Origin of the sequence: Rubrivivax sp. JA1026 (genome assembly GCF_011065555.1) — a bacterium.
Classification (GTDB): domain Bacteria; phylum Pseudomonadota; class Gammaproteobacteria; order Burkholderiales; family Burkholderiaceae_C; genus Rubrivivax; species Rubrivivax benzoatilyticus.
Window position 1 is genome coordinate 1 of the sequence record NZ_JAALCQ010000001.1, and the last position, 23,625, is coordinate 23,625.

23 protein-coding genes and 1 tRNA gene are annotated in these 23,625 nt (G+C 71.0%); 12 read left to right on the forward strand and 12 right to left on the reverse strand.

The genetic code is table 11. The annotated features are described in order from the left end of the window. Nucleotides 1-61: 61 nt before the first annotated feature. From pncB to G5B56_RS00055, 11 genes are all read right to left on the reverse strand, one after another. Complete coding sequence (gene pncB, locus G5B56_RS00005; protein WP_164961975.1) at nucleotides 62-1,249, reverse strand: nicotinate phosphoribosyltransferase; 1,188 nt, start codon at nucleotides 1,247-1,249, stop codon at nucleotides 62-64. Nucleotides 1,250-1,260: 11 nt separating this feature from the next. Continuing rightward, nucleotides 1,261-2,103 (reverse strand): isochorismatase family protein, encoded by an 843-nt coding sequence (locus G5B56_RS00010; protein ID WP_164961976.1) that lies wholly within the window; start codon nucleotides 2,101-2,103, stop codon nucleotides 1,261-1,263. A gap of 47 nt (nucleotides 2,104-2,150) precedes the next feature. Next, nucleotides 2,151-3,209, reverse strand: coding sequence for an oxidoreductase (locus tag G5B56_RS00015; RefSeq protein WP_164961977.1), 1,059 nt, complete (start codon nucleotides 3,207-3,209; stop codon nucleotides 2,151-2,153). A 38-nt stretch (nucleotides 3,210-3,247) separates the two neighbouring features. After that, a complete protein-coding gene (locus G5B56_RS00020) occupies nucleotides 3,248-5,140 on the reverse strand; it encodes a PAS domain-containing hybrid sensor histidine kinase/response regulator (protein ID WP_164961978.1) in 1,893 nt (630 codons plus the stop codon). A 218-nt stretch (nucleotides 5,141-5,358) separates the two neighbouring features. Further along, nucleotides 5,359-5,814: a DUF411 domain-containing protein gene (locus tag G5B56_RS00025; RefSeq protein WP_164961979.1), complete on the reverse strand. Its 456-nt coding sequence runs from the start codon at nucleotides 5,812-5,814 to the stop codon at nucleotides 5,359-5,361. Next, nucleotides 5,811-6,317: a plastocyanin/azurin family copper-binding protein gene (locus G5B56_RS00030; protein WP_164961980.1), complete on the reverse strand. Its 507-nt coding sequence runs from the start codon at nucleotides 6,315-6,317 to the stop codon at nucleotides 5,811-5,813. Before G5B56_RS00030 ends, G5B56_RS00025 begins: the two co-directional genes overlap by 4 nt. A gap of 72 nt (nucleotides 6,318-6,389) precedes the next feature. Further along, complete coding sequence (locus tag G5B56_RS00035; protein WP_164961981.1) at nucleotides 6,390-6,755, reverse strand: hypothetical protein; 366 nt, start codon at nucleotides 6,753-6,755, stop codon at nucleotides 6,390-6,392. A gap of 26 nt (nucleotides 6,756-6,781) precedes the next feature. Further along, complete coding sequence (cueR, locus tag G5B56_RS00040) at nucleotides 6,782-7,183, reverse strand: Cu(I)-responsive transcriptional regulator (RefSeq protein ID WP_164961982.1); 402 nt, start codon at nucleotides 7,181-7,183, stop codon at nucleotides 6,782-6,784. Continuing rightward, nucleotides 7,180-9,594: a heavy metal translocating P-type ATPase gene (locus G5B56_RS00045; protein ID WP_164961983.1), complete on the reverse strand. Its 2,415-nt coding sequence runs from the start codon at nucleotides 9,592-9,594 to the stop codon at nucleotides 7,180-7,182. The genes cueR and G5B56_RS00045 overlap by 4 nt, the downstream gene beginning before the upstream one ends. A 142-nt stretch (nucleotides 9,595-9,736) precedes the next feature. After that, nucleotides 9,737-9,813 (reverse strand) — tRNA-Asp (locus tag G5B56_RS00050). A gap of 101 nt (nucleotides 9,814-9,914) precedes the next feature. Continuing rightward, nucleotides 9,915-10,724 (reverse strand): SDR family oxidoreductase, encoded by an 810-nt coding sequence (locus tag G5B56_RS00055; RefSeq protein ID WP_164961984.1) that lies wholly within the window; start codon nucleotides 10,722-10,724, stop codon nucleotides 9,915-9,917. A gap of 98 nt (nucleotides 10,725-10,822) precedes the next feature. Here G5B56_RS00055 and G5B56_RS00060 point away from each other — a divergent pair, with 98 nt between their 5' ends. Both G5B56_RS00060 and G5B56_RS00065 read left to right on the forward strand, forming a co-directional pair. Then, nucleotides 10,823-11,383: an isochorismatase family protein gene (locus G5B56_RS00060; protein ID WP_029719069.1), complete on the forward strand. Its 561-nt coding sequence runs from the start codon at nucleotides 10,823-10,825 to the stop codon at nucleotides 11,381-11,383. 104 nt (nucleotides 11,384-11,487) lie between these two features. Next, nucleotides 11,488-12,372 carry an acyltransferase gene (locus tag G5B56_RS00065; protein ID WP_164961985.1) on the forward strand — a complete coding sequence of 295 codons (885 nt, stop codon included), beginning with the start codon at nucleotides 11,488-11,490 and terminating at the stop codon, nucleotides 12,370-12,372. A gap of 55 nt (nucleotides 12,373-12,427) precedes the next feature. Here the strand turns inward: G5B56_RS00065 and G5B56_RS00070 are convergent, their stop codons facing one another. Then, on the reverse strand, nucleotides 12,428-13,351 hold the full coding sequence (locus G5B56_RS00070) for a LysR family transcriptional regulator (RefSeq protein ID WP_009858947.1): 924 nt from the start codon (nucleotides 13,349-13,351) through the stop codon (nucleotides 12,428-12,430). Nucleotides 13,352-13,447: 96 nt separating this feature from the next. Between G5B56_RS00070 and G5B56_RS00075 the strand changes: the two genes are divergently transcribed. The 10 genes from G5B56_RS00075 (at nucleotide 13,448) to G5B56_RS00120 (ending at nucleotide 23,596) form a co-directional block, all read left to right on the forward strand. Continuing rightward, entirely contained in the window at nucleotides 13,448-14,929 is a 1,482-nt protein-coding gene (locus tag G5B56_RS00075; RefSeq protein ID WP_009858946.1) for a form I ribulose bisphosphate carboxylase large subunit, read from the forward strand. 25 nt (nucleotides 14,930-14,954) lie between these two features. Further along, on the forward strand, nucleotides 14,955-15,389 hold the full coding sequence (locus G5B56_RS00080) for a ribulose bisphosphate carboxylase small subunit (protein WP_009858945.1): 435 nt from the start codon (nucleotides 14,955-14,957) through the stop codon (nucleotides 15,387-15,389). A gap of 13 nt (nucleotides 15,390-15,402) precedes the next feature. Continuing rightward, entirely contained in the window at nucleotides 15,403-16,080 is a 678-nt protein-coding gene (gene rpe / locus G5B56_RS00085) for a ribulose-phosphate 3-epimerase (protein WP_164961986.1), read from the forward strand. After that, nucleotides 16,080-17,033 carry a CbbX protein gene (gene cbbX, locus G5B56_RS00090; protein WP_009858943.1) on the forward strand — a complete coding sequence of 318 codons (954 nt, stop codon included), beginning with the start codon at nucleotides 16,080-16,082 and terminating at the stop codon, nucleotides 17,031-17,033. The genes rpe and cbbX overlap by 1 nt, the downstream gene beginning before the upstream one ends. Before the next feature lie 34 nt (nucleotides 17,034-17,067). Then, a complete protein-coding gene (locus tag G5B56_RS00095; RefSeq protein ID WP_009858942.1) occupies nucleotides 17,068-18,162 on the forward strand; it encodes a class 1 fructose-bisphosphatase in 1,095 nt (364 codons plus the stop codon). 14 nt (nucleotides 18,163-18,176) lie between these two features. Beyond that, entirely contained in the window at nucleotides 18,177-19,061 is an 885-nt protein-coding gene (locus G5B56_RS00100; RefSeq protein ID WP_009858941.1) for a phosphoribulokinase, read from the forward strand. Beyond that, on the forward strand, nucleotides 19,061-21,064 hold the full coding sequence (gene tkt, locus G5B56_RS00105; protein ID WP_164961987.1) for a transketolase: 2,004 nt from the start codon (nucleotides 19,061-19,063) through the stop codon (nucleotides 21,062-21,064). Before G5B56_RS00100 ends, tkt begins: the two co-directional genes overlap by 1 nt. Before the next feature lie 23 nt (nucleotides 21,065-21,087). Then, nucleotides 21,088-21,753, forward strand: a complete 666-nt coding sequence (locus tag G5B56_RS00110; RefSeq protein ID WP_164961988.1) for an HAD-IA family hydrolase — start codon at nucleotides 21,088-21,090, stop codon at nucleotides 21,751-21,753. A gap of 74 nt (nucleotides 21,754-21,827) precedes the next feature. Continuing rightward, entirely contained in the window at nucleotides 21,828-22,841 is a 1,014-nt protein-coding gene (fba, locus tag G5B56_RS00115) for a class II fructose-bisphosphate aldolase (RefSeq protein WP_164961989.1), read from the forward strand. Between the two features lie 20 nt (nucleotides 22,842-22,861). After that, on the forward strand, nucleotides 22,862-23,596 hold the full coding sequence (locus G5B56_RS00120) for an HAD-IA family hydrolase (RefSeq protein ID WP_009858937.1): 735 nt from the start codon (nucleotides 22,862-22,864) through the stop codon (nucleotides 23,594-23,596). Nucleotides 23,597-23,625: the final 29 nt, after the last annotated feature.

The following is a 23,625-nucleotide window of genomic DNA, read 5'->3' on the forward strand; positions in this document are numbered from 1 at the left end:
TTCAGACGGCGGCAAACCGTTCCGGCGAACGATTCGTACCAGAATTGGTATTGGTTTGCGCTCAGGCTTTGACGCCGAACACCTGGCGCAGATAGGCCAGGAACCCGGGGTCGTCGCACATCGTCTTGCCCGGGGCGTCGGATATCTTGGCGACCGGCTGGCCGTTCACGCTGGTCAGCTTCATGACGATGTTGAGTGTCGGCAGCCCGGTGTCGTTGCTCAGGTGCGTTCCGATGCCAAAACCGCACTGGGTCCTGTCTGCGAAGTGGCGATAGAGATCCAGGCAACGCTCGATGTCGAGAGCATCGGAGAACACCAGGCGCTTGGTCGAAGGATCGACGCGCAGGCGGGCGTAGTGCGCCAACGCCTTCTCGCCCCAGACGTAAGGGTCTCCCGAGTCATGGCGCAGGCCGTCGAACAGCTTGGCGAAGTACAGGTCGAAGTCGGCCAGGAACGCGTCCATGCCGACGACATCGGTCAATGCGGTGCCAAGGTCTCCGCGGTACTCCTGAACCCAGGCTTCCAGCGCCGCCTTCTGGTGGTCGCGCAGGCGGTATCCCAAACCCTGGAATGTCTGCAGATACTCGTGGGCCATCGTGCCGATGGGCACCAGGTCAAGTTCGCGGGCGAGCAGGACGTTCGAGGTTCCGGTGAAGAACTCGGGCAACTCCTGCTTCAAGGTCGTGAGCACCTCGCGTTGCCAGCTGCCCGAATATCGGCGGCGCAAGCCGAAATCGAAGAAGCGGAACGGGTGCCGGCGCGGCGGCTCCTGGGCGAACTCGCGCAAGCGCCGGATCTTGGCCTGAAGCCTGCGGCGGCCTTCATCCAGCGCGGCGGCCGACCCGACACGCCGGAAATAGAGCTCGTTGACGATCGCCAGCACGAAGATCTCGAACGCCATCACGTGGACCTGCGGTCCTTCGACACTGATGGCCAGATTCATGCCTTCGGCTTCCACGCGGATGAAGTCGCGCTGGAAGCGGAAGATGCGCAGGAAGTCGATGAAGTCCGAGCTGAGATAACGCAGCGTGCGCAGATAGGCCAGTTCGTCGGCGCTGAACGACAGCGCGCACAAGGCATCGACTTCGCGCTGCACGTCGCCCACCAGCTCGGCCAGCGGGAAGGCGCTGCGGTTGCGGCAGAGAAAACGGTAGCGCGCCTGCGTCGCCGGGTGGCGGTGCAGCATCGCCTGCCACATCGAGAACTTGTAGAGATCGGTCTCGAGCAGGCTGCCGATGACGGGGCGCACGTGGGATTCCTTCAGCATTCGGTGCTGGTCTCGAGGCTCACGCCGGCGGCGGCCGCGCGCTCCAGGAAGCTCTGCTGTTCGGCTTCGAAGCCGGGCACCGGGCTCATGCAGTCGGCCAGCAGAATCACCCTCCGCGACGCGTCCGCGGGGAGGTGGGCGAGCAGGTCCTCGACGCTGGCGCGAACACAGTGGCTGCCGGCCTCTCCGGCGATCACCAGCGTCTTGGCCTTCGACAGTTCGTCGATCAGCGACTCGTTCAGCGCGGTGGCGGGATCGTCGATGTCGGGCACCTCGGCCTGGAAGGCGCTGTAGTGCTCCGTCCAGGGGTTGTCGCCCTTGAAGACGTGGCGTACCGGCTGCTGCCGGCGGACCTCCCAGCGGTCGCAAGCCGCCTGCACCGCGGCGTGGGTGAGATGGCCCCAGGTGCCGATACGGCAGTGTTCCGGCCAGACCATCAGCGTGTAGCGCCCACGCTTGTCCAGTGCGTCCAGATACGCCAGCGTGCGAGGCAACGCCGCCGCATCACGCGGGGCGAAACGTCGCGCCCGCACGTCTTGCGCCGTGATCGGGGTGAACGGGGCCACGGATTCGCCGTCTTCGCGGCGCCAGAAGGGCGGGTGGGCGACGTCGATGCGGTGGTGCGAGTCCAGCGTGACGGTGATGGCCACGATGCGCGAGGCGTGGGCGTCGATGAAGGCGGCCAGGCGCAGCATGTCGGCATGTGCGCCGGCCACCGGCAGCGCCGGCGTCAGCCGTTGCCCGCTGGCGGGGTCGACAGCGCACCAGTCGGCGGGCAAGTCGCAGAAGTCGTTCTGCGGGTCGATGATCAGCAAGTGGATGTCGCCAGCGTGCATGTCGTCCTCGTGCCAGGGATGCTACGTCACGGCGGCAGGGTGCCGGGTCAGGCCAGCCGCAGCTCGGCGCGGGCCGCGACGCTGCGCCGCCCGGCGTCCAGCAGCGCCTGCACCGCCAGCGCAGCGTCCAGCGCCACCGGCAACGGCCCGAGGCCACGGATCGCGTCGCGCATGCCGGCGTAGAAGCTCGGATACGCGCCGGCCAGCAGCGGCACGCTGTCGGGCGGGCCGTCGCCGAGCCACCAGCGGCCGCGGCGTGTGCTCTCCTGTCCCCAGCCTGGATCGGCAGGGTCCGCGCCGCGCTTCAGTGCCGATTCCTGCGGGTCGAGCCCGTCGATGCGAAGACTGCCGGCGTGGCCGTGGACCAGGAAACGCGGGCCGGGTTCGGCGGCCAGCATGCCGGCCTGCAGCCTTGCCCGCAGCCCGTCGTGCGGCCCCCCCTCCCAGCGCAGATGGCAGCAGAACCAGTCGTCGGTCAGCGCCCCGTCGCGCTGCAACGCCAGGTCCAGCGTGATCGCCGCCGGCGCGCCGAACAACTGCAGCGTCTGGTCGAGCAGATGCGGGCCGAGATCGAACCACAGGCCGTTGCCGGCTCCCGCGTGTTCTCGCCAGCGGTCGCGCACATGGGGACGGTAACGGTCGAAGTGGGAGACGAACTCCACCGGACGGCCGAGCACGCCGCGGTCCAGCAGCGAGCGCAGCGTCATGAAGTCACCGTCCCAGCGCCGGTTGTGGAAGACGCACAGCAGGCGGTCCACCTCGCCGGCCCGGGCCACGAGGGAACGGGCCTGGTTGGTGTCGAGCGCAAATGGCTTGTCGACGACCACGTGCCTGCCGGCACGCAAGGCCGCGTCGGCGAGCGCATGGTGGCTGTCGTTCGGCGTGGCCACGACGATCAGGTCCAGCCGGCCGTCGGCGATCAGGGCCTCGGCGCTCTGCACCGTCACCGCGTCGCCGCAGGCTGCCCGCACCGCAGCCGCGGCCGATGTCGGCGATCGGGTTGCAACCGCCGCCAGCTGCAACCCCGGCGTGGCGCGGATCAGCGGCGCATGGAAGGTGGTGGCCGAACTGCCCCAGCCGATCAAGCCTACCTTCAGGTCGTCCATCGATCGCTCCTCCCGTGCCCGCGTGGGCGGGCGCCGCGTCAGGCCGGCGTCGCCAGCAGCGCGTCGACAGCGTTGAGCAGCCTGTCGACGTCCAGCGGCTTGGTCAGGTACAGCTCGATGCCGGCCTCGCGTGCGGCCAGCAGGTCAGCCGGCATCGCGCTGGCCGACAGCACGATGCAGGGGGTCTGCTGGCCGTGCTCGGCGCGCAGTTCGCGCAGCAGGTCCAGGCCAGGCCGGTCGGGCAGGAACAGGTCCAGCAGCAGCAGGTCGGGCGGCGCGGCGAGCGCCAGCGCCAGCGCCTCGGCGGCATTGGCGGCGATGCGCAACTCGACGCCGGGGCGCCAGGCGAAGAAGCTCTGCAGCAGCACCGCGTTGACCGGGTTGTCCTCCACGGCCAGCACCCGCCCGCGCAGTTCCGGGCGGGCCACCAGCGCGCGAGGTGGTGCCGGCAGCGCCGCCGTCGACGCCGCGGCCGGCAGCACGAACCGGAACTCGCTGCCCCGTCCGGGCTCGCTGCTGACCTCCAGGCTGCCGCCCATGGCCTCGACGAGTTCGCGCGTCAACACCAGCCCGATGCCGGTGCCCGGGATGCCGCTGGCCTCGCGCCCGAGCCGGTTGAACGGTTCGAACAGCGCCGCGAGCTGGGCCGGCGACATGCCGAGCCCGGTATCGCGCACCGCGATGCACCAGCCGGCGCCGTCGCGCCGGACGGCGACGACCACCTCGCCGTGCAGTCGGTTGTACTTGATCGCGTTGGACACGAGGTTGGCGAGCACCTGGCGCAACCGCGTGCCGTCGGCCAGCACCAGCAGACGTTCGGCCGGCAGGGCGCTGCGCAACTGCACCCGCCGCATCGCCGCGGAGGCGTGCGCCTCGTGCAGCACCTCGTCGATCACCTGACCCAGGTCGACGACGCTGCTCTCCAGGCGCACGGTGCCGGCCTCGATCAGCGACAGGTCGGTGAGATCGGCGATCAGGCGCTCCAGGTGGCGCCCGGCGTCGGCGATGTGGGCGACGGCCTGGCGGTGCTCCAGCGCCAGCGGCACCACCGCGCCGCGCAGCAGCATCTGGGCGAAGCCGACGATCGCGTTCAGCGGCGTGCGGATCTCGTGGCCCAGGCGGGACAGGAACTCGCTCTTGGCGCGGCTGGCACGCTCGGCGACACGCTGGGCCTCCAGCGCCGCTTCGGCCAGGCGCTGTTCGGTGACGTCCCAGAGCACGCCGACGACCGCCTTGCGGGTCTCGTCGCCGCCCCGGCGCAAACGGCCCTTGGCGGCCAGACGTCGGGGCTGCCCGTCGGGCCAGCGGATCTCGAACTCCACGGCGTCGGCCTCGCGTCCGTCACGCAAGGGGGCCACCCAGGCCGCCAGCCGACGGATCTCGCCCGGCGGCACCGCCTCGCGCACGATGGCGCGTGGATCGCCGCCCTCGGGGTGGCCGAACAGGCGGCAGCTCTGGGCGTTGAACTGCAGCGGCTCGTCGCCGTCGTAACGCAGCTCGAACGTGCCGATGCCGGCGGCCTCGGTGGCCAGCGCCAGGTGCTCGGCGAGGGCCAGGCGCTCGTGCTCGCCGGCGGTCACGTCCACCAGCCAGGCAGCCAGGCGGTCTTCACTCAGTCTCAGCAGCCCCAGCGCCAGCACCTGCTCGCGCGCTGGCGTGCCGGGAAGCCGCAGCGTGATGCGCCGGTCCTCGAACACGGTGCCGCGTGCGCTGCCGTGGCGGGCCAGGTCCTCGTGCAGCGTGGGCATGGCCGGCGCCAGCACGTCGAAGAGGTTGTCCAGCCTGCCGCCGGGCGCCAGCGGGGCCAGCAACTCGGCAGCTCGCGGCGTCATCAGCCGAACGCAGCCGTCGCCGGTGGTCTGCAGCATCGCGACCGGTGCGCGATGGAGGAACTCGAGCAGGGCGAGGTCGTCGTCGGCCGGGCCGTGCATCGGGTTCAGCCGGGGCGGCGCCGGGCGGCCGGAACGCCCGCCGCGTCGCCGTCAGCGCAACGCCAGCCCCGGTGAGGGGCGCGGCCATCGGCGTCGGCGGGGGGCGCTGGCGAGAAGTCGCGCATTCGGGCAGTCGCAGGGCGGTTGATCTTTCTGTGATTACACCACCGATGCGGCTGCGAAGCGATCGCGTCTGCCGCCAGCCCCGCGGCACGCCGTCAGGCTGCGCCGTAGCGGGCGAAGACGCGGGCTCGACCGCCGCGCTCCACCAGCAGCACGTCGTAGGCGTCGCGCTGCGAGCCCATCTCCATGCCCGGCGAGCCGACCGGCATGCCGGGCACGGCCAGCCCGATGGCCACCGGCTTCATCGCCAGCAGGCGCTTGACGTCGGCGGCCGGCACATGGCCTTCGAGCAGGTAGCCCGCCACCCGCGCCGTGTGGCAGCTGCCGTAAACGGCGGGCATGCCGAGCAGGCGGCGCGAGGCGTCGATGTCCAGCACATCGTGCACCTCGACGGCGAACCCGGCCTGACGCATGTGCGTCACCCAGGCGCCGCAGCAGCCGCAGGTGGGGCTCTTCCACACCTGCACCGGCGGCAGCGCCGGGGCGGCGGCCGAGGCCAGTGCCGGTGCGGCGGCGGCCAGCGCCGCCGTCAACAGATCGCGCCGCTTCATCGCACCACCACCTTGCCGACCATGCCGGCTTCGAAGTGCCCCGGGATCAGGCAGCCGAACTCGAAGCTGCCGGCCTCGGTGAACTGCCAGACGATCTCGCCGCTGGCGCCGGCGGCGACACGCACCGCGCCGGGGTCGGCGTGCTGCATGTCGGGCATGGCGCGCATCTCCTCGGCGTGCGCCTTCAGCGACGCGGTGGTGCCGAGCACGAACTCGTGCTCGATGCGGCCACCGTTGGCGGCGACGAAACGCACCGTCTCGCCGCGGCGCACGGTGATCGTCGCCGGGTCGAAACGCATCGTGTCGCTCATCACGATGCGCACCGTGCGCTGGGCCTTGGTCGCGTCGCCGGGGCGGCCGTAGGGCGTGTCGGCGTCGTGGGTGTCCTGGGCGTGCGCGCCGGCATGGGCGCTGCCGTGGTCATGGCCGGCGTCGGCATGGGCGGCGATGGCGAAGAGGGCGGCGGCGCACAGCAGCGCCGGCCGGAGGATTCGGTTCTTCAAGAGGGTCTCCAAGAGATCGGGCGAGGCCCACGCAGCGCGTGGGCGGGCGGACGGGCAGGGCCCGTGGCGGCCTCAGGCCGCTCTTGGAGGTCGTTCGAGCCCGTCGGGCACGTGGCCGTCACGTGGCGCCGGCGCCGGCGGGAAGACGGCCGCCGCCGGCCCGGGCACCGCGATGACGAGCGCCGCGGCCGTGCCGGCCAGCGGCACCGCGGCGCAGTGCGCGGCGCACCGCGTGCCGGCGTCGTGACCGCAGCCGCCGTCCTGCGCATCGCCGCAGCAGGGACCGGCCGGCGTGTGGTCGGCCATCGCCGTCATCTCGTGCGCCATCGCGGCCGGCGCACAGGGCGAGGCTGGCAACGACGGCCCGGGCGCGGTCCAGCCGCGCAGCGGCAGCAGCGCCGCCAGCAGCACGAACATCCAGACGCGCAAGGCCTTCATGGTCACGAGCGTAGCACCGCGCCGCGTCAGCCGCCCGGGCGCTCGCCGGCCAGGCGGTCGAGGATCGGGCAATCCGGCCGTTCGTCGCCATGGCAGCACTGCACCAGGCGCTCGAGCGTGGCCTTCACCGCCTGCAGTTCGGCGAGCTTGGCGTCGATGGCCGCCAGATGTTCACGCGCCAGCGCCTTGACCTGGCGGCTGGGGCGCTTGCGGTCGTGCCACAGGCCGATCAGGTCGCGGATGCGCTCCAGCGGGAAACCGAGGTCGCGCGCATGGCGCACGAAGCGCAGCGTGTGCACGTCGCGTTCGTCGTAGCGGCGGTAGCCGGCGGCGCTGCGCTGGGCCTGCGGCAGCAGGCCGATGCGCTCGTAGTGGCGGATCATCTTGGCGCTGACGCCCGAGGCGGCCGCGGCTTCGCCGATGTTCATCTGCGCTCCCCTGACGGCCGCCAGCGACGTAGCAGCAAGGCGTTGGTGACGACGCTGACGCTGGACGCGGCCATCGCCGCACCGGCGACCACCGGGCTCAGCAGGCCGAAGGCCGCCAGCGGGATGCCGAGCACGTTGTAGGCGAAAGCCCAGAACAGCCCCTGGCGGATCTTGGCCGTCGTGCGGCGCGAGACCTCGATCGCGTCGGCGACCAGGCGCGGATCGCCGCGCATCAGCGTCACCGCCGCGGTTTCCATCGCGACGTCGGTGCCGGTGGCCATCGCGATGCCGACGTCGGCGGCGGCCAGCGCCGGCGCGTCGTTGAGGCCGTCGCCGACCATCGCGACCCGCGCGCCGCCGGCGCGAAGCGCCTGCACGGCAGCGGCCTTGTCGCCCGGCAGCACCTCGGCGCGCAGCTCGTCGATGCCGAGCGCGGCGGCGACGGCCTCGGCGCTGCCGCGGTTGTCGCCGGTCAGCATCACGGTGCGCAGCCCGGCGGCCTTCAGGCGTCTGACGGCATCGTGTGCCGCGGGCTTCACGGTGTCGCCGAAAGCCAGCAGCGCCAGCGGCTCGATGCGGCCGGCGGCAGAGGTGCGCACGAGCCACGAGACGCTGCGGCCGGCTTGTTCGTGCGCCGTGGCGGACGCCGCCAGCGCCCCCGGCTGGAAGCCGAGCTCGTTCATCCAGCGTGTGCTGCCCAGCCGCAGCTCGGTGCCGTCGACACGGCCTTCGACACCTCGGCCCGGCTGGGCGCGTGCGTCCTGCACCGGCGGCGGCTGCAGGCCGTCGGCGGCGGCGCGTTCCATCACGGCACGCGCCAGCGGGTGCTCGCTGGCCTGCTGCAGCGCCGCGGCGGCGCGCAGCGCGTCGGCCTCGGCCATGCCGGGCGCCGGTTCGATCGCCGCCAGCGCCGGCCGGCCTTCGGTCAGCGTGCCGGTCTTGTCGAAGGCGACGACCTGCACGGCGTGCGCGGTCTCCAGCGCCTCGGCGTCGCGGATCAGGATGCCGTGGCGCGCGGCGACGCCGGTGCCGACCATGATCGCCGTCGGCGTCGCCAGGCCGAGTGCACACGGACAGGCGATGACCAGCACCGCGACGGCGTTGATCAGCGCCGTCTCGGCGCCGGCCCCGGCCAGCCACCAGCCGGCGAAAGTGAGCGCCGCCAGCGCCAGCACGACCGGCACGAAGACCGCGCTGACGCGGTCGACCTGGTGCTGGATCGGCGCCTTGGCCGCCTGTGCCGACTCGACGAGGCGGATGATGCGGGCCAGCGTCGTCTCGGTGCCGACGGCCAGCGTCTTCACGACCAGCAGGCCGTCGGCGTTGACCGAGCCGCCGGTCGCACGCTCGCCGGGGCCGCGCGCGACCGGCAGGCTCTCGCCGGTGATCAGCGACTCGTCGAGGTGGCTGCGGCCTTCGACGATCTCGCCGTCGACCGGCAGGCGCTCGCCCGGACGCACGACGACGAGCTCGCCGACACGCACCGCCTCGACCGGGACGTCCTGCTCGACACCGTCGCGGCGCACGCGGGCGGTCGCCGGGCGCAGCGCCTGCAACGCGCGGATCGCCTCGCCGGTCTGGCGCTTGGCACGCGCTTCCAGCCACTTGCCCAGCAGCACCAGCGTGATGACCGCGGCCGAGGCTTCGTAATACAGGTGCGGCATCGTGTGGCCGCCGCCGTGCGTGGCGAGCAGCCAGGTCGACAGCCCCCAGGCCGCCGAGGTGCCGAGCGCGACCAGCAGGTCCATGTTGCCGGTGCCGGCACGCAGCGCCTTCCAGCCGGCGCGGTAGAAGCGCGCGCCGAAGACGAACTGCACGACGCTGGCCAGCAGCAACTGCCACAGCCCGGGCAGCATCGCGTCGCGCCCGGCCAGCGCGGCGGCCATCGGCGCCACCAGCGGCAGCGTCAGTGCCGCGCTGGCCGCCGCCGGGGCCCACTCGGGCCAGCGCGGCGCGGCGGCAGGGCGGGCGTCGTCGACGGGTCGCGCGCCGTAGCCGGCTTTCTCGACCGCGGCCACCAGCGCCGGCACCGGCAAGGTCGACAACGCCTGCACCGTCGCCGTCTCGGTCGCCAGGTTGACGCTGGCCGAGAGCACGCCGGGCAGCCGAGTCAGCGCACGTTCGACGCGGCCGCTGCATGAGGCGCAGCTCATGCCCTCGACCTTCAGCCGCGTCTCGACCGTGGCGACGCCGAAGCCCGCGCGGCGCACCGCGTCGGCCAGCACCTGGGCGCCGACGCCGCGTTCGGCACGCACCGCGGCGCGTTCGGTCGCCAGGTTGACGCTGGCCTCGTGCACGCCGGGCACCTTCTTCAGCGTGCGCTCGACGCGCGCGACGCAGGACGCGCAGCTCATGCCGGTGACCTGCAAGGTCAGCGGCTCGGCGTCTCGGGTGGGGGTGTCGGTGCTCATCGGGTGCTCCGGTCGGCATTGTGGACCGGAGCCATCGTCGACCTTGCCACGATGGCAAGGTCAAGCGCAGGGCCGCACGAAGGGAAAAGGCGGCGCACAAGAGAAAACGGGCCAGTTCTTGCGAACTGACCCGTTGAATCGTTGGCGGAGTGGACGGGGCTCGAACCCGCGACCCCCGGCGTGACAGGCCGGTATTCTAACCAACTGAACTACCACTCCAGTGGTCAACAACGCACTTGCGTTTGATTGCTGACCGAGCCCGCTACTATAGCGCGGTTGCGAAAGATTGCAAGCACTTTTTCGCAATCCACGTTTTCACCTCACAAAGTCGCCCGGCCGAGCACGCCGGCGATGCGTCGCATCAGGCCCCGCGGCGTGGCGCCGGCGGCCATCGCCGTCGCCCGGTTGAGCCAGCCGGGCACACAGACGACGTCGCCGGCCAGGCAGGCGCGCACCGCATCGGCGGCGACCGCATCGGCGTCGCCGACCAGGGTCTGCGGCAGTTTTGCCAGCCGCGGGTTGCGCGCCGCGGCGGTCTCCAGCATCGAGGTCGCGGTGATGCCCGGGCACAGCGCGGTGGCGCTGACGCCGCTGCCGCGCAGTTCCTCGGCCAGTGATTCGGTCAGCGACAGCACGTAGGCCTTGGTCGCGGCGTAGGTCGCCAGCCCGGGCACCGGCTGGAACGCGGCCGTCGAGGCGACGTTGAGCACGCGGCCGTGGCCGCGTTCGACCATTGCCGGCACGAAGGCCGCCAGCATCTCGGTCAGCGCGCCGACGTTGAGCTGCAGCAGCTCGCGATGGCGAGCCGCCGGCGTGTCGACGAACAGGCCGTGCTCCAGCACCCCGGCGTTGTTGACCAGCAGATCGACATGCCGGCGTTTGCGCGCCAGCGTGGTGGCCAGATCGGCCGCGGCGCCGGGTTGCGCCAGGTCGATCGCGATGGCGTCGATGCGCACGCCGTGTTCGGCGCGCAGCGCCGCCGCCAGCTCGTCGAGCCGCGCCTGGCGGCGGGCGACGAGCACGAGTGCGAACCCTTCTCGCGCCAGGCGGCGCGCCAGGGCCTCGCCGATGCCGGCAGACGCGCCGGTGACCAGGGCGGTTTCAGCCGGTTGCGGGGCAGGGTCACGCATGGGCTCGGGCCTCCGTGTACGGGGTGCGGGGGGTGTCGCTTCGTATCATGAGGCACCGGCTTGCCGGCCGGCGAGGATCCGTGACCGCAGGAGACAGGATGAATGCCATGGACCGCACGCGCTCGGCGCTCGTGCTCGTCGACTACCAGGCCCGGCTGATGCCGGTGATCCACGGCCACGCGCTGGTGCTGGCCTGGGCCACGCGCCTGGGCGAGATCGCCCGCGAACTCGGCGTGCCGGTGCTGGGCACCGAGCAGAACCCGCAGAAGCTCGGCCCCAACGACGAGCGCATCCGCGCCTGCTGTGGCACGACGCTGGCCAAGAACCACTTCGACGCCTGCGCCGACGGCCTGGCCGAGGCGCTGCGTGCGCTGCCGCGGCCGGTCGGCGAGGTGGTGGTCGCCGGGTGCGAAGCCCACGTCTGCCTGCTGCAGACCGCGCTCGGCCTGCTGCGCGCCGGCTTCGAGGTGCGCGTCGTCGAGCCGGCCTGCGGCTCGCGCTCGCCGGAGGACAAGGCGCTGGCGATGGCCCGGCTGCGCCAGGCCGGCGCCCAGATCGTCTCGGTCGAGATGGTCGCCTTCGAGTGGCTGCACGACTGCCGCGACCCGGCGTTCCGGCGCGTGCTGCCGCTGCTGCGGCAGCGTGTGGACGCCGGCTGAAGCCGATCCCCGCGCCCCGTGACTTGAGAACGGTCATGCGCGGGCGGGGCGCTGCCCCGACAATCGTGGGTTCCCGTCACTCTCCCCCCGGGGTATTCCCAGCGATGTCTTCCCTGCGCGGCGTCTTCAACGCCCTGGCCGTCGGCCTGAACACCGTCGCCGTCTTCTCGCTGATGATGCCGCCGGCGCTGCTGAAGCTGGTCTTCCGCGGCGGCCCGGTCCGCCAGGCCTGCGACCACCTGCTCAACGCGCTGGCCAGCCGCTGGGTCGGCAACAACAACGCCTGGATCGCCGCGTCATCGCGCGCGCGCTGGGACGTGCAGGGCGTCGACGGGCTGGACCGCCGCGGCTGGTACCTGGTGTCGTGCAACCACCAGAGCTGGGTCGACATCCTGGTGCTGCAGCGCGTCTTCCACGGCCGCATCCCGTTCCTGAAGTTCTTCCTGAAGGCCGAACTGATCTGGGTGCCGGTCATCGGCCTGGCCTGGTGGGCGCTGGACTTCCCGTTCCTCAAGCGCGGCAAGGGCCGCAACTCGCGCGAGTCCGACCTGAAGTCGGCGCGTGAAGCCTGCGAGAAGTTCAAGCGCATCCCGACCTCGGTCATCAGCTTCTTCGAGGGCACGCGCTTCACCCCCGCCAAACACGCCGAGCAGGGCAGCCCGTACCGCCACCTGCTGAAGCCCAAGATCGGCAGCCTGGGCGTCGCGCTGGCGACGATGGGCGAGCAGTTCCAGGCCCTGCTGGACGTGACCATCGTCTACCGCAACGGCGCGCCGACCTTCTGGGATCTGCTGTGCGGGCGTGTCGGCGAGGTCTTCGTCCGGGTGCGCGAGCTCGAGATCCCGAAGGAGCTCGTCGAACGCGCCGACCACATGCTCGACCGCAGCTACCGCCGCCGCCTCACGGCCTGGGTCGAGCAGCAGTGGGCCGAGAAGGACCTGCTGATCGACGAGCTGCTGGCCCAGCCCCAGACGTCCCGGACGGCCTGACCGCCCGGCCGGCGAGGCGTCGCCGAGGGCCCCGGTTGCGCCGCCGCGCCGCAGGCTAGGGGTCGGCGCGGTTGAACATCGCCGCGAGATGGGCCTCGCCCCGGTCGAGCACGAAGTAGCGGAAGGCCTCGGCCGCCGGCGACAGCTGCTTGGCCGCCGTGTTGACGATGTTCCAGCGCCGCATCAGCGGCAGGCCCTCGACGTGCGGCGCGGCGATCAGCCCGGCCGACCATTCCAGCCCGATGGTGTGCAGCGACAGCAGGCTGACGCCCATGCCGGCCATCACCGCCTGCTTGATCGCCTCGTTGCTGGGCATCTCCATCACGAAGGTCGGCTTCAGGCGGTACTGGTCCAGGTACTCCTGCAGCGCGGTGCGGGTGCCCGAGGCCGGCTCGCGCACGATGAAGGGCTCGTGGGCCAGCGCCGCGGCCGGCACGCTCTCGGCGTGCGCGAAGCGGTGGTCCGGCGCGGTGACGAGCACGTGCGGATGTTTGGCGAAGGGCTCGGCACGGCTCGGGAAGTCCACCGGCGGGCGGCCCATCACGCTGAGGTCGACCTCGTTGGCCGCCATCATCGCCACCAGCGCCTCGCGGTTGCCCAGGCGCAGGCGCACGTCGATCGCCGGGTGCTCGGTGTGGAACTTGGCCAGCAGCTGCGGCAGGAAGTACTTGGCGCTGCTGACCATGCCGATCGTCAGCCGGCCGCTTTCCAGCCGGGCGAAACGCGCCATCGCGTCCTCGGCCTCCTTCAGCGTGCCCAGCAGCCGGCGCGCGTAGACCAGGAAGTACTCGCCCGCGGTCGACAGCGACATGCGGCGGTGCGTGCGCTCGAACAGCTTGTGGCCGACCTGGGACTCGATCTCCTTGATCTGCAGCGACACCGCCGGCGGCGTCAGGTGCAACACCTCGGCCGCACCCTGCACGCTGCCCTGGCGGGCGACCTCGACAAAAACCCGGAGCTGGCGGAAGGTGACGTTCACTTAAGGTTTCACTAAAGGAACAGTTTGGAAAGTCTAACTGTTCTTTATTCGTCGGCCTTCGTAGAGTCTGCGTACACCCCGCTTGGAGAACACCGCATGAACAAGCCCCACGAACCCGGCGCCACCGGGGACCAGATCCTCGACAAGAAGCAGCGCTACAGCGCCGGCGTGCTGAAGTACCGTCAGATGGGTTACTGGGACAGCGACTACGTGCCCAAGCCCACCGATGTCGTCTGCCTGTTCCGCATCACGCCGCAGGAAGGCGTGGACCCGATCGAGGCCGCCGCCGCGGTGGCCGGCGAATCCAGCACCGCGACCTGGACCGTGGTCTGGACCGACCGCCTGACCGCCTGCGACAGCTACCGCGCCAAGGCCTACAAGGTCGAGCCGGTGCCGGGCCGGCCCGGCGAGTTCTTCGCCTGGGTGGCCTACGACCTGATCCTGTTCGAGGAAGGCTCGATCGCGAACATGACCGCGAGCCTGATCGGCAACGTCTTCAGCTTCAAGCCGCTGAAGGCCGCGCGTCTCGAGGACATCCACATCCCGGTCGCCTACGTGAAGACCTTCAAGGGCCCGCCGACCGGCCTGGTCGTCGAGCGCGAGCGCCTGGACAAGTTCGGCCGCCCGCTGCTGGGCGCGACGACCAAGCCCAAGCTCGGCCTGTCGGGGCGCAACTACGGCCGCGTGATCTACGAAGGCCTGAAGGGCGGCCTGGACTTCATGAAGGACGACGAGAACATCAACTCGCAGCCCTTCATGCACTGGCGTGACCGCTTCCTCTACGTGATGGACGGCGTGAACAAGGCCAGCGCCGCCACCGGCGAGGTCAAGGGCAGCTACCTGAACATCACCGCCGCGACGATGGAGGACATGTACGAGCGCGCCGAGTTCGCCAAGGAACTGGGCTCGGTCGTCGTGATGGTCGACCTGGTGATCGGCTGGACGGCGATCCAGAGCATCGCCAACTGGGCGCGCAAGAACGACATGATCGTTCACATGCACCGCGCCGGCCACGGCACCTACACCCGCCAGAAGAACCACGGCGTGAGCTTCCGCGTCATCGCCAAGTGGCTGCGCCTGGCCGGCTGCGACCACCTGCACACCGGCACCGCCGTCGGCAAGCTCGAGGGCGACCCGCTGACCGTGCAGGGCTACTACAACGTCTGCCGCGACAGCTACACCAAGCAGGACCTGCCGCGCGGCCTGTTCTTCGACCAGGACTGGGCCGACCTGCGCAAGGTCATGCCGGTGGCCTCGGGCGGCATCCACGCCGGCCAGATGCACCAGCTGATCGACCTGTTCGGCGACGACGTGATCCTGCAGTTCGGCGGCGGCACGATCGGCCACCCGGCGGGCATCCAGGCCGGTGCGGTGGCCAACCGCGTGGCGCTGGAAGCGATGGTGAAGGCGCGCAACGAAGGCAAGGACATCAAGAACGAGGGCCCGGAGATCCTGCAGAAGGCGGCCCAGTTCTGCACCCCGCTGAAGCAGGCGCTGGACACCTGGAAGGACGTGTCGTTCAACTACGCGAGCACCGACCAGTCCGACTACGCCGTGACGCCCGCCACCTCCGCCTGACGCCGCCCGAAGGAGCACCCGCACCATGATGACCAACCCCACCGGCCGGCTCACGCAAGGCCAGTTCAGCTTCCTCCCGGATCTGACCGACGAGGAGATCACGCTGCAGATCGAGTACGGCCTGAAGAAGGGCTACGCCTGGAGCGTCGAGTACAGCGACGACCCGCATCCGCGCAACACGTACTGGGAGATGTACGGCATGCCGATGTTCGACCTGCAGGATGCCGCCGGCGTGCTGATGGAGCTGAACAACTGCCGCAAGACCTTCCCCAGCCACTACATCCGCCTGATGGCCTTCGACTCCACCCGTGGCGTCGAGTCGATCGCGATGAGCTTCATCGTGAACCGGCCGTCGACGGAGCCCGGCTTCGGCGTCGTGCGCCAGGAGATCAACGGCCGCTCGATGCGCTACACCGTGCACAGCTACGCGACCGACAAGCCCGAGGCCCAACGCTACTGACCCCGGAGGCGCCGTGTACCGCATCGCACCCTCGATCCTGTCGGCCGATTTCGCCCGCCTGGGCGAGGAGGTGCGAGCGGTGGTCGCCGCCGGCGCCGACTGGATCCACTTCGACGTGATGGACAACCATTACGTCCCGAACCTGACCTTCGGCCCGATGGTCTGCCAGGCGCTGAGGAAGCACACCGAAGCGCCGATCGACGTGCACCTGATGGTGCAGCCGGTGGACGCGCTGGCCACGGCCTTCGCCAAGGCCGGCGCGGATCTCGTGAGCTTCCACCCCGACGCCAGCACGCACGTCGACCGCACGCTGCAACTGATCAAGGCCGAGGGCTGCCAGGCCGGCCTCGTGTTCAACCCCGCCGAGCCGCTGGACGTGCTGGAGTGGGTGATCGACAAGGTCGACCTGGTGCTGATCATGAGCGTCAACCCGGGCTTCGGCGGGCAGAGCTTCATCGACAGCGCGCTGCGCAAGATCGAGAAGGCGCGCAAGATCATCGACGCCTCGGGCCGCGACATCCGGTTGGAGGTCGACGGCGGCATCAAGGTGGACAACATCCGGCGTGTGGCCGATGCCGGTGCCGACACCTTCGTCGCCGGCAGCGCGATCTTCGGCCAGCCGGACTACGCCGCGGTCATCGCGGCGATGCGCGCCGAGCTGGCGCGCCGCGGCGCCGAGGAGCTCGTCTGATGGGCGCGCCGCTGTACTCCATTCCCGGCGCCGCGATCCCCGCACCGGCCGCCACGCCGGCGCAGGACGAGGCCAGGCCGGTGCCGCGCACCGTCGGCGAGGTGCTGGCGCAAAGCCAGGTCGAGGCGGTGATGGACGAGCTCGAGCACGACCTCGTCGGCCTGGCGCCGGTCAAGCAGCGCATCCGCGACATCGCCGCGCTGCTGGTCATCGACAAGCTGCGGCTGAACCTGGGTCTCGCGGCGCAGATGCCCAGCCTGCACATGTGCTTCACCGGCAACCCCGGCACCGGCAAGACGACGGTGGCGCTGCGCATGGCCGAGATCCTCCACCGCCTGGGTTACGTGCGAAAGGGCCACCTCGTCGCCGTGACGCGCGACGACCTCGTCGGCCAGTACATCGGCCACACCGCGCCCAAGACCAAGGAAGTGCTGAAGAAGGCGATGGGCGGCGTGCTGTTCATCGACGAGGCCTACTACCTGTACCGCCCCGAGAACGAGCGCGACTACGGCCAGGAGGCCATCGAGATCCTGCTGCAGGTGATGGAGAACCAGCGCGACGACCTCGTCGTGATCCTCGCCGGCTACAAGGACCGCATGGACACCTTCTTCAAGTCCAACCCCGGCATGAGCTCGCGCATCGCGCACCACCTCGACTTCCCGGACTATTCGGGCGAGGAACTGCTGCAGATCGCCGACCGCATGACCGCCGGCATGAACTACCGCTTCGGCCCGGGCACGCGCGAAGCCTTCGCCGAGTACCTGGAACTGCGCCTGGCGCAGCCCAATTTCGCCAACGCGCGCAGCGTGCGCAACGCGCTCGACCGCATGCGGCTGCGCCAGGCCTCGCGCCTCTTCGCCGAGCGCGACCGTGCGCTCACCGAGGCCGACCTGACGACGCTGGCCCCCGAGGACATTCTCGCCAGCCGCCTGTTCCAGACCGCCGAGCGCTAGACCCGCTTTCATCTCTCCCGTCGGAAAGCCCACCATGCCCTTGTCCCAACGCTGGACGCTGACCCGCTACCTGATCGAGGAACGCCGCCGTTTCCCCGGTGCCAGCGGCGACCTCAACGCGCTGATCCTCGACGTCTCGCTGGCCTGCAAGGCCATCGCGCGCATCGTCTCCTTCGGCGTGCTCGGCGATTCGCTGACGCCCCAGGTGACCGCCGTCGGGGGCGACGTCAACGTGCAGGGCGAGGTGCAGAAGCCGCTGGACGTGCTGTCCAACGAGATCTTCATCCGCATGAACGAGTGGAACGGGCATCTCGCGGGCATGGCGTCCGAGGAGATGGAGACGCCGCAGCAGATCCCGGCCGCCTTCCCTCGCGGCAAGTACCTGCTCACTTTCGATCCGCTGGACGGCTCCAGCAACATCGACGTCAACGTCTCGGTCGGCAGCATCTTCTCGATCCTGCGCGCGCCGCAGGCGGTGATCGACTCGGGCCGCGACGTCACCGTCGACGACTTCCTGCAGCCCGGCACCGAGCAGGTGGCCGCCGGCTACGCGATCTACGGCCCGGTGACCATGCTGGTGCTGACCGTCGGCAACGGCGTCGCCGGCTTCACGCTGAACCACAACCTCGGCGAGTTCGTGCTCACGCACCCGAACATCCGGGTGCCGGCCGACACCAGCGAGTTCGCGATCAACACCTCCAACAGCCGCTTCTGGGAGCCGCCGGTCAAGCGCTACGTCGACGAGTGCCTGGCCGGCAAGACCGGCCCGCGCGGGCGCGACTTCAACATGCGCTGGATCGCCAGCATGGTCGCCGAGGCGCACCGCATCCTGATGCGTGGCGGCGTCTTCATGTACCCGCGCGACACCAAGGACCCGGCCAAGCCCGGCCGCCTGCGCCTGCTGTACGAAGCCAACCCGATCGGCTTCGTCATGGAGCAGGCCGGCGGGCGCGCCTCCACCGGCCGCCAGCCGGTGCTGGGCGTCAAGCCGAGTTCGCTGCACCAGCGCATCGGCCTGGTGTTCGGCTCCAGGAACGAGGTGGAGCGCATCGAGCGCTACCACCACGAACCCGCCGAACGCGAACCCTGCAACCCGCTGTTCGCCGAACGCAGCCTGTTCCGAGACTGAAGAGAAAGACGACCATGTCCGAACGCCACCCCATCATCTCGATCACCGGATCGTCGGGTGCCGGCACCACCTCGGTGACGCGCACCTTCGCCAACATCTTCCGCCGCGAGAACATCAAGGCCGCGATCATCGAAGGCGACAGCTTCCACCGCTACGACCGCAACGAGATGCGGCTCAAGATGCTGGAAGCCGAGAAAGTCGGCAACAAGCACTTCAGCCACTTCGGCCCCGAGAACAACCTCTTCAGCGACCTCGAGCAGCTGTTCCGCAGCTACGGCGAGACCGGCACCGGCCGCAGCCGCAAGTACCTGCACGACCCGGTCGAGGCCGCGCCCTACGGCCAGGAGCCCGGCACCTTCACGCCCTGGGAGCAGATCGAGCCCGGCACCGACCTGATGTTCTACGAAGGCCTGCACGGCGCCGTCGTGACGCCCGAGGTCGACATCGCGCGCTACCCCGACCTGCTGATCGGCGTCGTCCCGGTGATCAACCTGGAGTGGATCCAGAAGCTCTACCGCGACAAGAACGTGCGCGGCTATTCCACCGAGGCGGTGACCGACACCATCCTGCGCCGCATGCCGGACTACGTGCACTACATCGTCCCGCAGTTCACGCACACCCACGTGAACTTCCAGCGTGTGCCGGTCGTCGACACCTCCAACCCCTTCGTCGCGCGCGACATCCCGCAGCCCGACGAGAGCCTGTGCGTGATCCGCTTCGCCAACCCGAAGGGCATCGACTTCCCCTACCTGCTGAACATGATCAACGACTCGTGGATGTCGCGTGCGAACACGATCGTCGTGCCCGGCGGCAAGATGGAGCTGGCGATGCAGCTGATCTTCACGCCGTTCATCTGGCGCATGATGGAACGGCGCCGCCGCGCGCTGGGGGCCCTGTGATGACGGCGCCCACCACCACCCGCCTGGCCGACGCGCTGCGTGTCCTGGCCGTCGACGCCGTCGAGGCCGCCAAGAGCGGCCACCCCGGCGCGCCGATGGGCATGGCCGAGATGGCCACCGTGCTGTGGACACGCCACCTGCGCCACGACCCGGCGGCGCCGCACTGGGCCGACCGCGACCGCTTCGTGCTCAGCAACGGCCACGCGTCGATGCTGATCTACGGCCTGCTGCACCTCACGGGCTACGAGCTGCCGCTGGACGAGCTCAAGCGCTTCCGCCAACTGCACAGCAAGACTGCCGGCCACCCCGAGGTCGGCATCACGCCGGGCGTCGAGACGACGACCGGGCCGCTGGGCCAAGGCCTGGCCAACGCCGTCGGCATGGCGCTGGCCGAGAAGCTGCTGGCCGCCGAATTCAACCGCCCCGGCCACACGCTCGTCGACCACCGCACCTGGGTCTTCCACGGCGACGGCTGCCTGATGGAAGGCATCAGCCACGAAGCCTGCTCGCTGGCCGGCACGCTGCGCCTGTCCAAGCTGGTCGCGCTGTACGACGACAACGGCATCTCGATCGACGGCCACGTCGACGGCTGGTTCACCGACGACACGCCGGCGCGTTTCCGCGCCTACGGCTGGCACGTCATCGGCCCCATCGACGGCCACGATGCCGCCGCGCTCGACGCCGCGATGGCTGAGGCGCGTGCCCAGGGCGACGCCGCCGACGGCAAGCCGACGCTGATCGTCTGCAGGACGACGATCGGCAAGGGTTCGCCGAACAAGGCCGGCGGCCACGACGTGCACGGCGCGCCGCTGGGCGCCGCCGAGGTCGCGGCGATGCGCCAGGCGCTGGACTGGCCCTGGGGCCCGTTCGAGATCCCCGACGAGCTGCGTGCCGCCTGGGACCAGCGTGAACGCGGCGCCGCCGCGCACGCCGACTGGAACCAGCGTCTGGCCGCCTACCGTGCGGAGTATCCGGCCGAGGCCGCCGAGTTCGAGCGCCGCATGGCCGGCGTGCTGCCCGAGGGTTACGCCGAGCGGGCCGCCGAAGCGGTCGCCAAGCTCGCCGCCTCGGCCGGCACCGTCGCCACGCGCAAGGCCAGCCAGCTCGCGCTGGACGCGCTGGCGCCGCTGCTGCCCGAGATCTTCGGCGGCTCGGCCGACCTGACCGGCTCCAACCTGACCAACTTCAAGGGCTGCGTCGTCGCCGGCCGCGACCGCGCCGGCAACCACCTCAGCTGGGGCGTGCGCGAGTTCGGCATGGCCGCCGCGCTCAACGGCATGGCGCTGCACGGCGGCTTCATCCCCTACGGCGGCACCTTCCTGACCTTCAGCGACTACAGCCGCAACGCGGTGCGCATGGCGGCGCTGATGAAGCAGCGTGTGATCCACGTCTTCACGCACGACTCGATCGGCCTCGGCGAAGACGGCCCGACGCACCAGAGCGTCGAGCACGTGCCGTCGCTGCGCCTGATCCCGAACCTGGACGTCTGGCGCCCGGCCGACACCGCCGAGACCGCCGTCGCCTGGGCCACCGCGCTGGAGCGCCACGACGGCCCGACGGCGCTGGCGCTGTCGCGCCAGAACTTGCCGCCGCTGGCCGACGCCGGCCGCCTGGACGACATCGCGCGCGGCGGCTATGTGCTGGCCGACGCCGACGGCGCGCGCGCCGTGATCATCGGCACCGGCTCCGAGCTGCACCTGGCCTTGCAGGCGCAGGCGGCGCTGGCCGCCGAGGGCATTCCGGTGCGTGTGGTCTCGATGCCGAGCACCAGCGTCTTCGACCGCCAGGACGCGGCCTATGTCGACGCCGTGCTGCCGCCGGAGCTGCCGACGGTCGCCGTCGAAGCCGCGCACCCGGACTTCTGGCGCAAGTACGTCGGCCGCCGCGGCGCGGTCGTCGGCATCGCCACGTTCGGCGAGTCGGCGCCGGCACCGGCGCTGTACCAACACTTCGGCATCACCGCCGAGCGTGTCGCCGAGGCCGTGCGCGGCCTCCTCGGCTGACCCTCCTCGCGAAGGAGAGCACGATGCTGCGCGCCCTGCTGATCGACCTCGACGGCACCCTCGTCGACACCGCGCCCGAGCTGGCGCTGGCGCTCAACGCCACGCTGCGCGCCTGGCAGCGCGAGCCGGTGGACGACGAGACGGTGCGCGGCTGGATCGGCGACGGCGCGCGGGCTCTCGTGCAGAAGGCCTTCGGCGGCCCGGTGCCGGAGGCCGTCTGGCAGCACTTCTCGCAGGTCTACGGCGAGGTCTGCGGCCAGCACAGCACGCTGTTCCCCGGCGCTCGCGAGCTGCTGCAGCGCCTGGCCGACGACGGCGTGCGGCTGGCGGTGCTGACCAACAAGGAGCAGGTCTTCGCGCACCGCCTGCTGGCGCGCCACGACATCGCCGATCTGGTCGAGCTGCTCGTCGCCGGCGACTCGCTGCCGGTGCGCAAGCCCGACCCGGCGGTCGCCGGCCACGCGCTGGCGGCGCTCGATGTCGGCCCCGAGGAGGCCGCGCTGCTGGGCGATTCGGTCACCGATGTGCGCACCGCCCGCGCCGCCGGGTTGCGCGCCTGGATCGTGCGCCACGGCTACCCGGCCGGCGAGTTCGCCGGTGACGACCATCCCGACGCCTTCGTCGGCTCGCTGGCCGAGTTCGATCCGCGTTCGCTGCACGGCGGCGAGGCCCGGCGCCCGATCCACTGATCCGTCCGGCGCCGGCCGCGGCGCCGTTTCCATTGCCCGACAACGTCACGGCCGTCCGTGACGCAGGAGTTGCCATGCCCCTCATCGCGCTGCGCCCGCTGCTCGACCATGCCGCCGAACACGACTACGGCGTGCCGGCCTTCAACGTCAACAACATGGAGCAGATCCAGGCGATCCTGCAGGCCGCCCAGGCCTGCGACGCGCCGGTGATCCTGCAGGCGAGCGCCGGAGCGCGCAAATACGCCGGCGAACCCTTTCTGCGCAAGCTGGTCGAGGCCGCCGTCGAGCAGTACCCGGCGACGCCGATCTGCCTGCACCAGGACCACGGCGCCTCGCCGGCGGTCTGCGTGCAGGCCATCCGCTCGGGCTTCACCAGCGTGATGATGGACGGCTCGCTGCGCGAGGACCAGAAGACGCCGGCCTCCTACGACTACAACGTCGAGGTCACGCGCCGCGTCGTCGAGATCGCGCGTGCCGTCGGCGTCAGCGTCGAAGGCGAGCTCGGCTGCCTGGGTTCGCTGGAGACCGGCACCGCCGGCGAGGAAGACGGCGTCGGCGCCGAAGGCACGCTCGACCACGCCCAGCTGCTGACCGACCCCGAGCAGGCCGCCGACTTCGTCGCGCGCACCGGCGTCGACGCGCTGGCGATCGCCATCGGCACCAGCCACGGCGCCTACAAGTTCACCCGCCAGCCCACCGGCGACATCCTGGCCATCGACCGCATCGCCGCGATCCACGCGAAGATCCCGAACACCCATCTCGTGATGCACGGCAGCTCCAGCGTGCCGCAGGAGTGGCTGCAGATCATCCGCCAGCACGGCGGCAGCATCCGCGAGACCTACGGCGTGCCGGTCGAAGAAATCGTGCGCGGCATTCGCCATGGTGTGCGCAAGATCAACATCGACACCGACATCCGCCTCGCGATGACCGGGGCCATGAGAAAAGTCATGGCGGAAAAGCCGGAAGAGTTCGATCCTCGAGCGTTTTTGAAGGCTGCAACCGCGGCCGCGCGCGACATCTGCCGGGACCGCTTCGAGGCCTTCGGCTGCGCCGGGCAGGCCTCCCGGTTGGGTCGTGGGCGCGGCTGACGCGACTTGAGGAACCGACCATGACCTTGAAGGCCCTGCTCTGGGACGTCGACGGCACGCTGGCCGAAACCGAGGACCAGGGGCACCGGGTTGCCTTCAACCTGGCGTTCAAGGAAGCCGGCCTGCGCTGGCGCTGGGACAGCGAGCTCTACGGCGACCTGCTGAAGGTCACCGGCGGCAAGGAGCGGCTGATGGCCTGGCTGCAGCGCGTGGACCCGACGGCCGCCGCCGCGCCCGACGCGCCGGCGCGCATGGCCCGGCTGCACGAGCGCAAGACCGCGATCTACGTCGACCTGCTGACCCGCCGCGCGGTGGGCTTTCGCCCCGGCGTGGCGCGCCTGCTCGACGACGCCCAGGCCGCCGGCCTGCGCCAGGCGATCGCCACGACGACGACGCCGGCCAACGTCACCCAGCTGATCGACGTCACGCTGGGCGGCCGCGGGCACCGGCTGTTCGAGGTCGTCGGCGCCGGCGACGCGGTGCCGAAGAAGAAGCCGGCGCCGGACATCTACCGCTGGGTGCTGGAGCGCATGCGCCTGGCGCCGCACGAGTGCCTGGCGATCGAGGACTCGCGCATGGGCGTCGAGGCCGCGGTGGCCGCCGGCGTGCCGGTGCTGCTGGTGCGCAGCCGCTACACCGGCACGGCGACGATTCCCGGCACCGTCGGCGACCTGCCCAGCCTCGAAGGCGTGCGCCTGCAGCAGCTGCGCGACTGGCACGCCCAGGCCGTGCAGGGCAGCGCCGCGGCGGCCTGACGAGCGCGCGGCCGGACGTCGGCCGCGGC

Bases quoted from the DNA above. Each gene is read 5' to 3' on its own strand.
- G5B56_RS00010 (WP_164961976.1), bottom strand. From the start codon at position 2,103: ATGCACGCTGGCGACATCCACTTGCTGATCATCGACCCGCAGAACGAC.
- G5B56_RS00015 (WP_164961977.1), bottom strand. From the start codon at position 3,209: ATGGACGACCTGAAGGTAGGCTTGATCGGCTGGGGCAGTTCGGCCACC.
- G5B56_RS00020 (WP_164961978.1), bottom strand. From the start codon at position 5,140: ATGCACGGCCCGGCCGACGACGACCTCGCCCTGCTCGAGTTCCTCCAT.
- G5B56_RS00025 (WP_164961979.1), bottom strand. From the start codon at position 5,814: ATGAAGCGGCGCGATCTGTTGACGGCGGCGCTGGCCGCCGCCGCACCG.
- G5B56_RS00035 (WP_164961981.1), bottom strand. From the start codon at position 6,755: ATGAAGGCCTTGCGCGTCTGGATGTTCGTGCTGCTGGCGGCGCTGCTG.
- cueR (WP_164961982.1), bottom strand. From the start codon at position 7,183: ATGAACATCGGCGAAGCCGCGGCCGCCTCGGGCGTCAGCGCCAAGATG.
- G5B56_RS00045 (WP_164961983.1), bottom strand. From the start codon at position 9,594: ATGAGCACCGACACCCCCACCCGAGACGCCGAGCCGCTGACCTTGCAG.
- G5B56_RS00055 (WP_164961984.1), bottom strand. From the start codon at position 10,724: ATGCGTGACCCTGCCCCGCAACCGGCTGAAACCGCCCTGGTCACCGGC.
- G5B56_RS00060 (WP_029719069.1), top strand. From the start codon at position 10,823: ATGAATGCCATGGACCGCACGCGCTCGGCGCTCGTGCTCGTCGACTAC.
- G5B56_RS00065 (WP_164961985.1), top strand. From the start codon at position 11,488: ATGTCTTCCCTGCGCGGCGTCTTCAACGCCCTGGCCGTCGGCCTGAAC.
- G5B56_RS00075 (WP_009858946.1), top strand. From the start codon at position 13,448: ATGAACAAGCCCCACGAACCCGGCGCCACCGGGGACCAGATCCTCGAC.
- G5B56_RS00080 (WP_009858945.1), top strand. From the start codon at position 14,955: ATGATGACCAACCCCACCGGCCGGCTCACGCAAGGCCAGTTCAGCTTC.
- cbbX (WP_009858943.1), top strand. From the start codon at position 16,080: ATGGGCGCGCCGCTGTACTCCATTCCCGGCGCCGCGATCCCCGCACCG.
- G5B56_RS00095 (WP_009858942.1), top strand. From the start codon at position 17,068: ATGCCCTTGTCCCAACGCTGGACGCTGACCCGCTACCTGATCGAGGAA.
- G5B56_RS00100 (WP_009858941.1), top strand. From the start codon at position 18,177: ATGTCCGAACGCCACCCCATCATCTCGATCACCGGATCGTCGGGTGCC.
- tkt (WP_164961987.1), top strand. From the start codon at position 19,061: ATGACGGCGCCCACCACCACCCGCCTGGCCGACGCGCTGCGTGTCCTG.
- G5B56_RS00110 (WP_164961988.1), top strand. From the start codon at position 21,088: ATGCTGCGCGCCCTGCTGATCGACCTCGACGGCACCCTCGTCGACACC.
- fba (WP_164961989.1), top strand. From the start codon at position 21,828: ATGCCCCTCATCGCGCTGCGCCCGCTGCTCGACCATGCCGCCGAACAC.
- G5B56_RS00120 (WP_009858937.1), top strand. From the start codon at position 22,862: ATGACCTTGAAGGCCCTGCTCTGGGACGTCGACGGCACGCTGGCCGAA.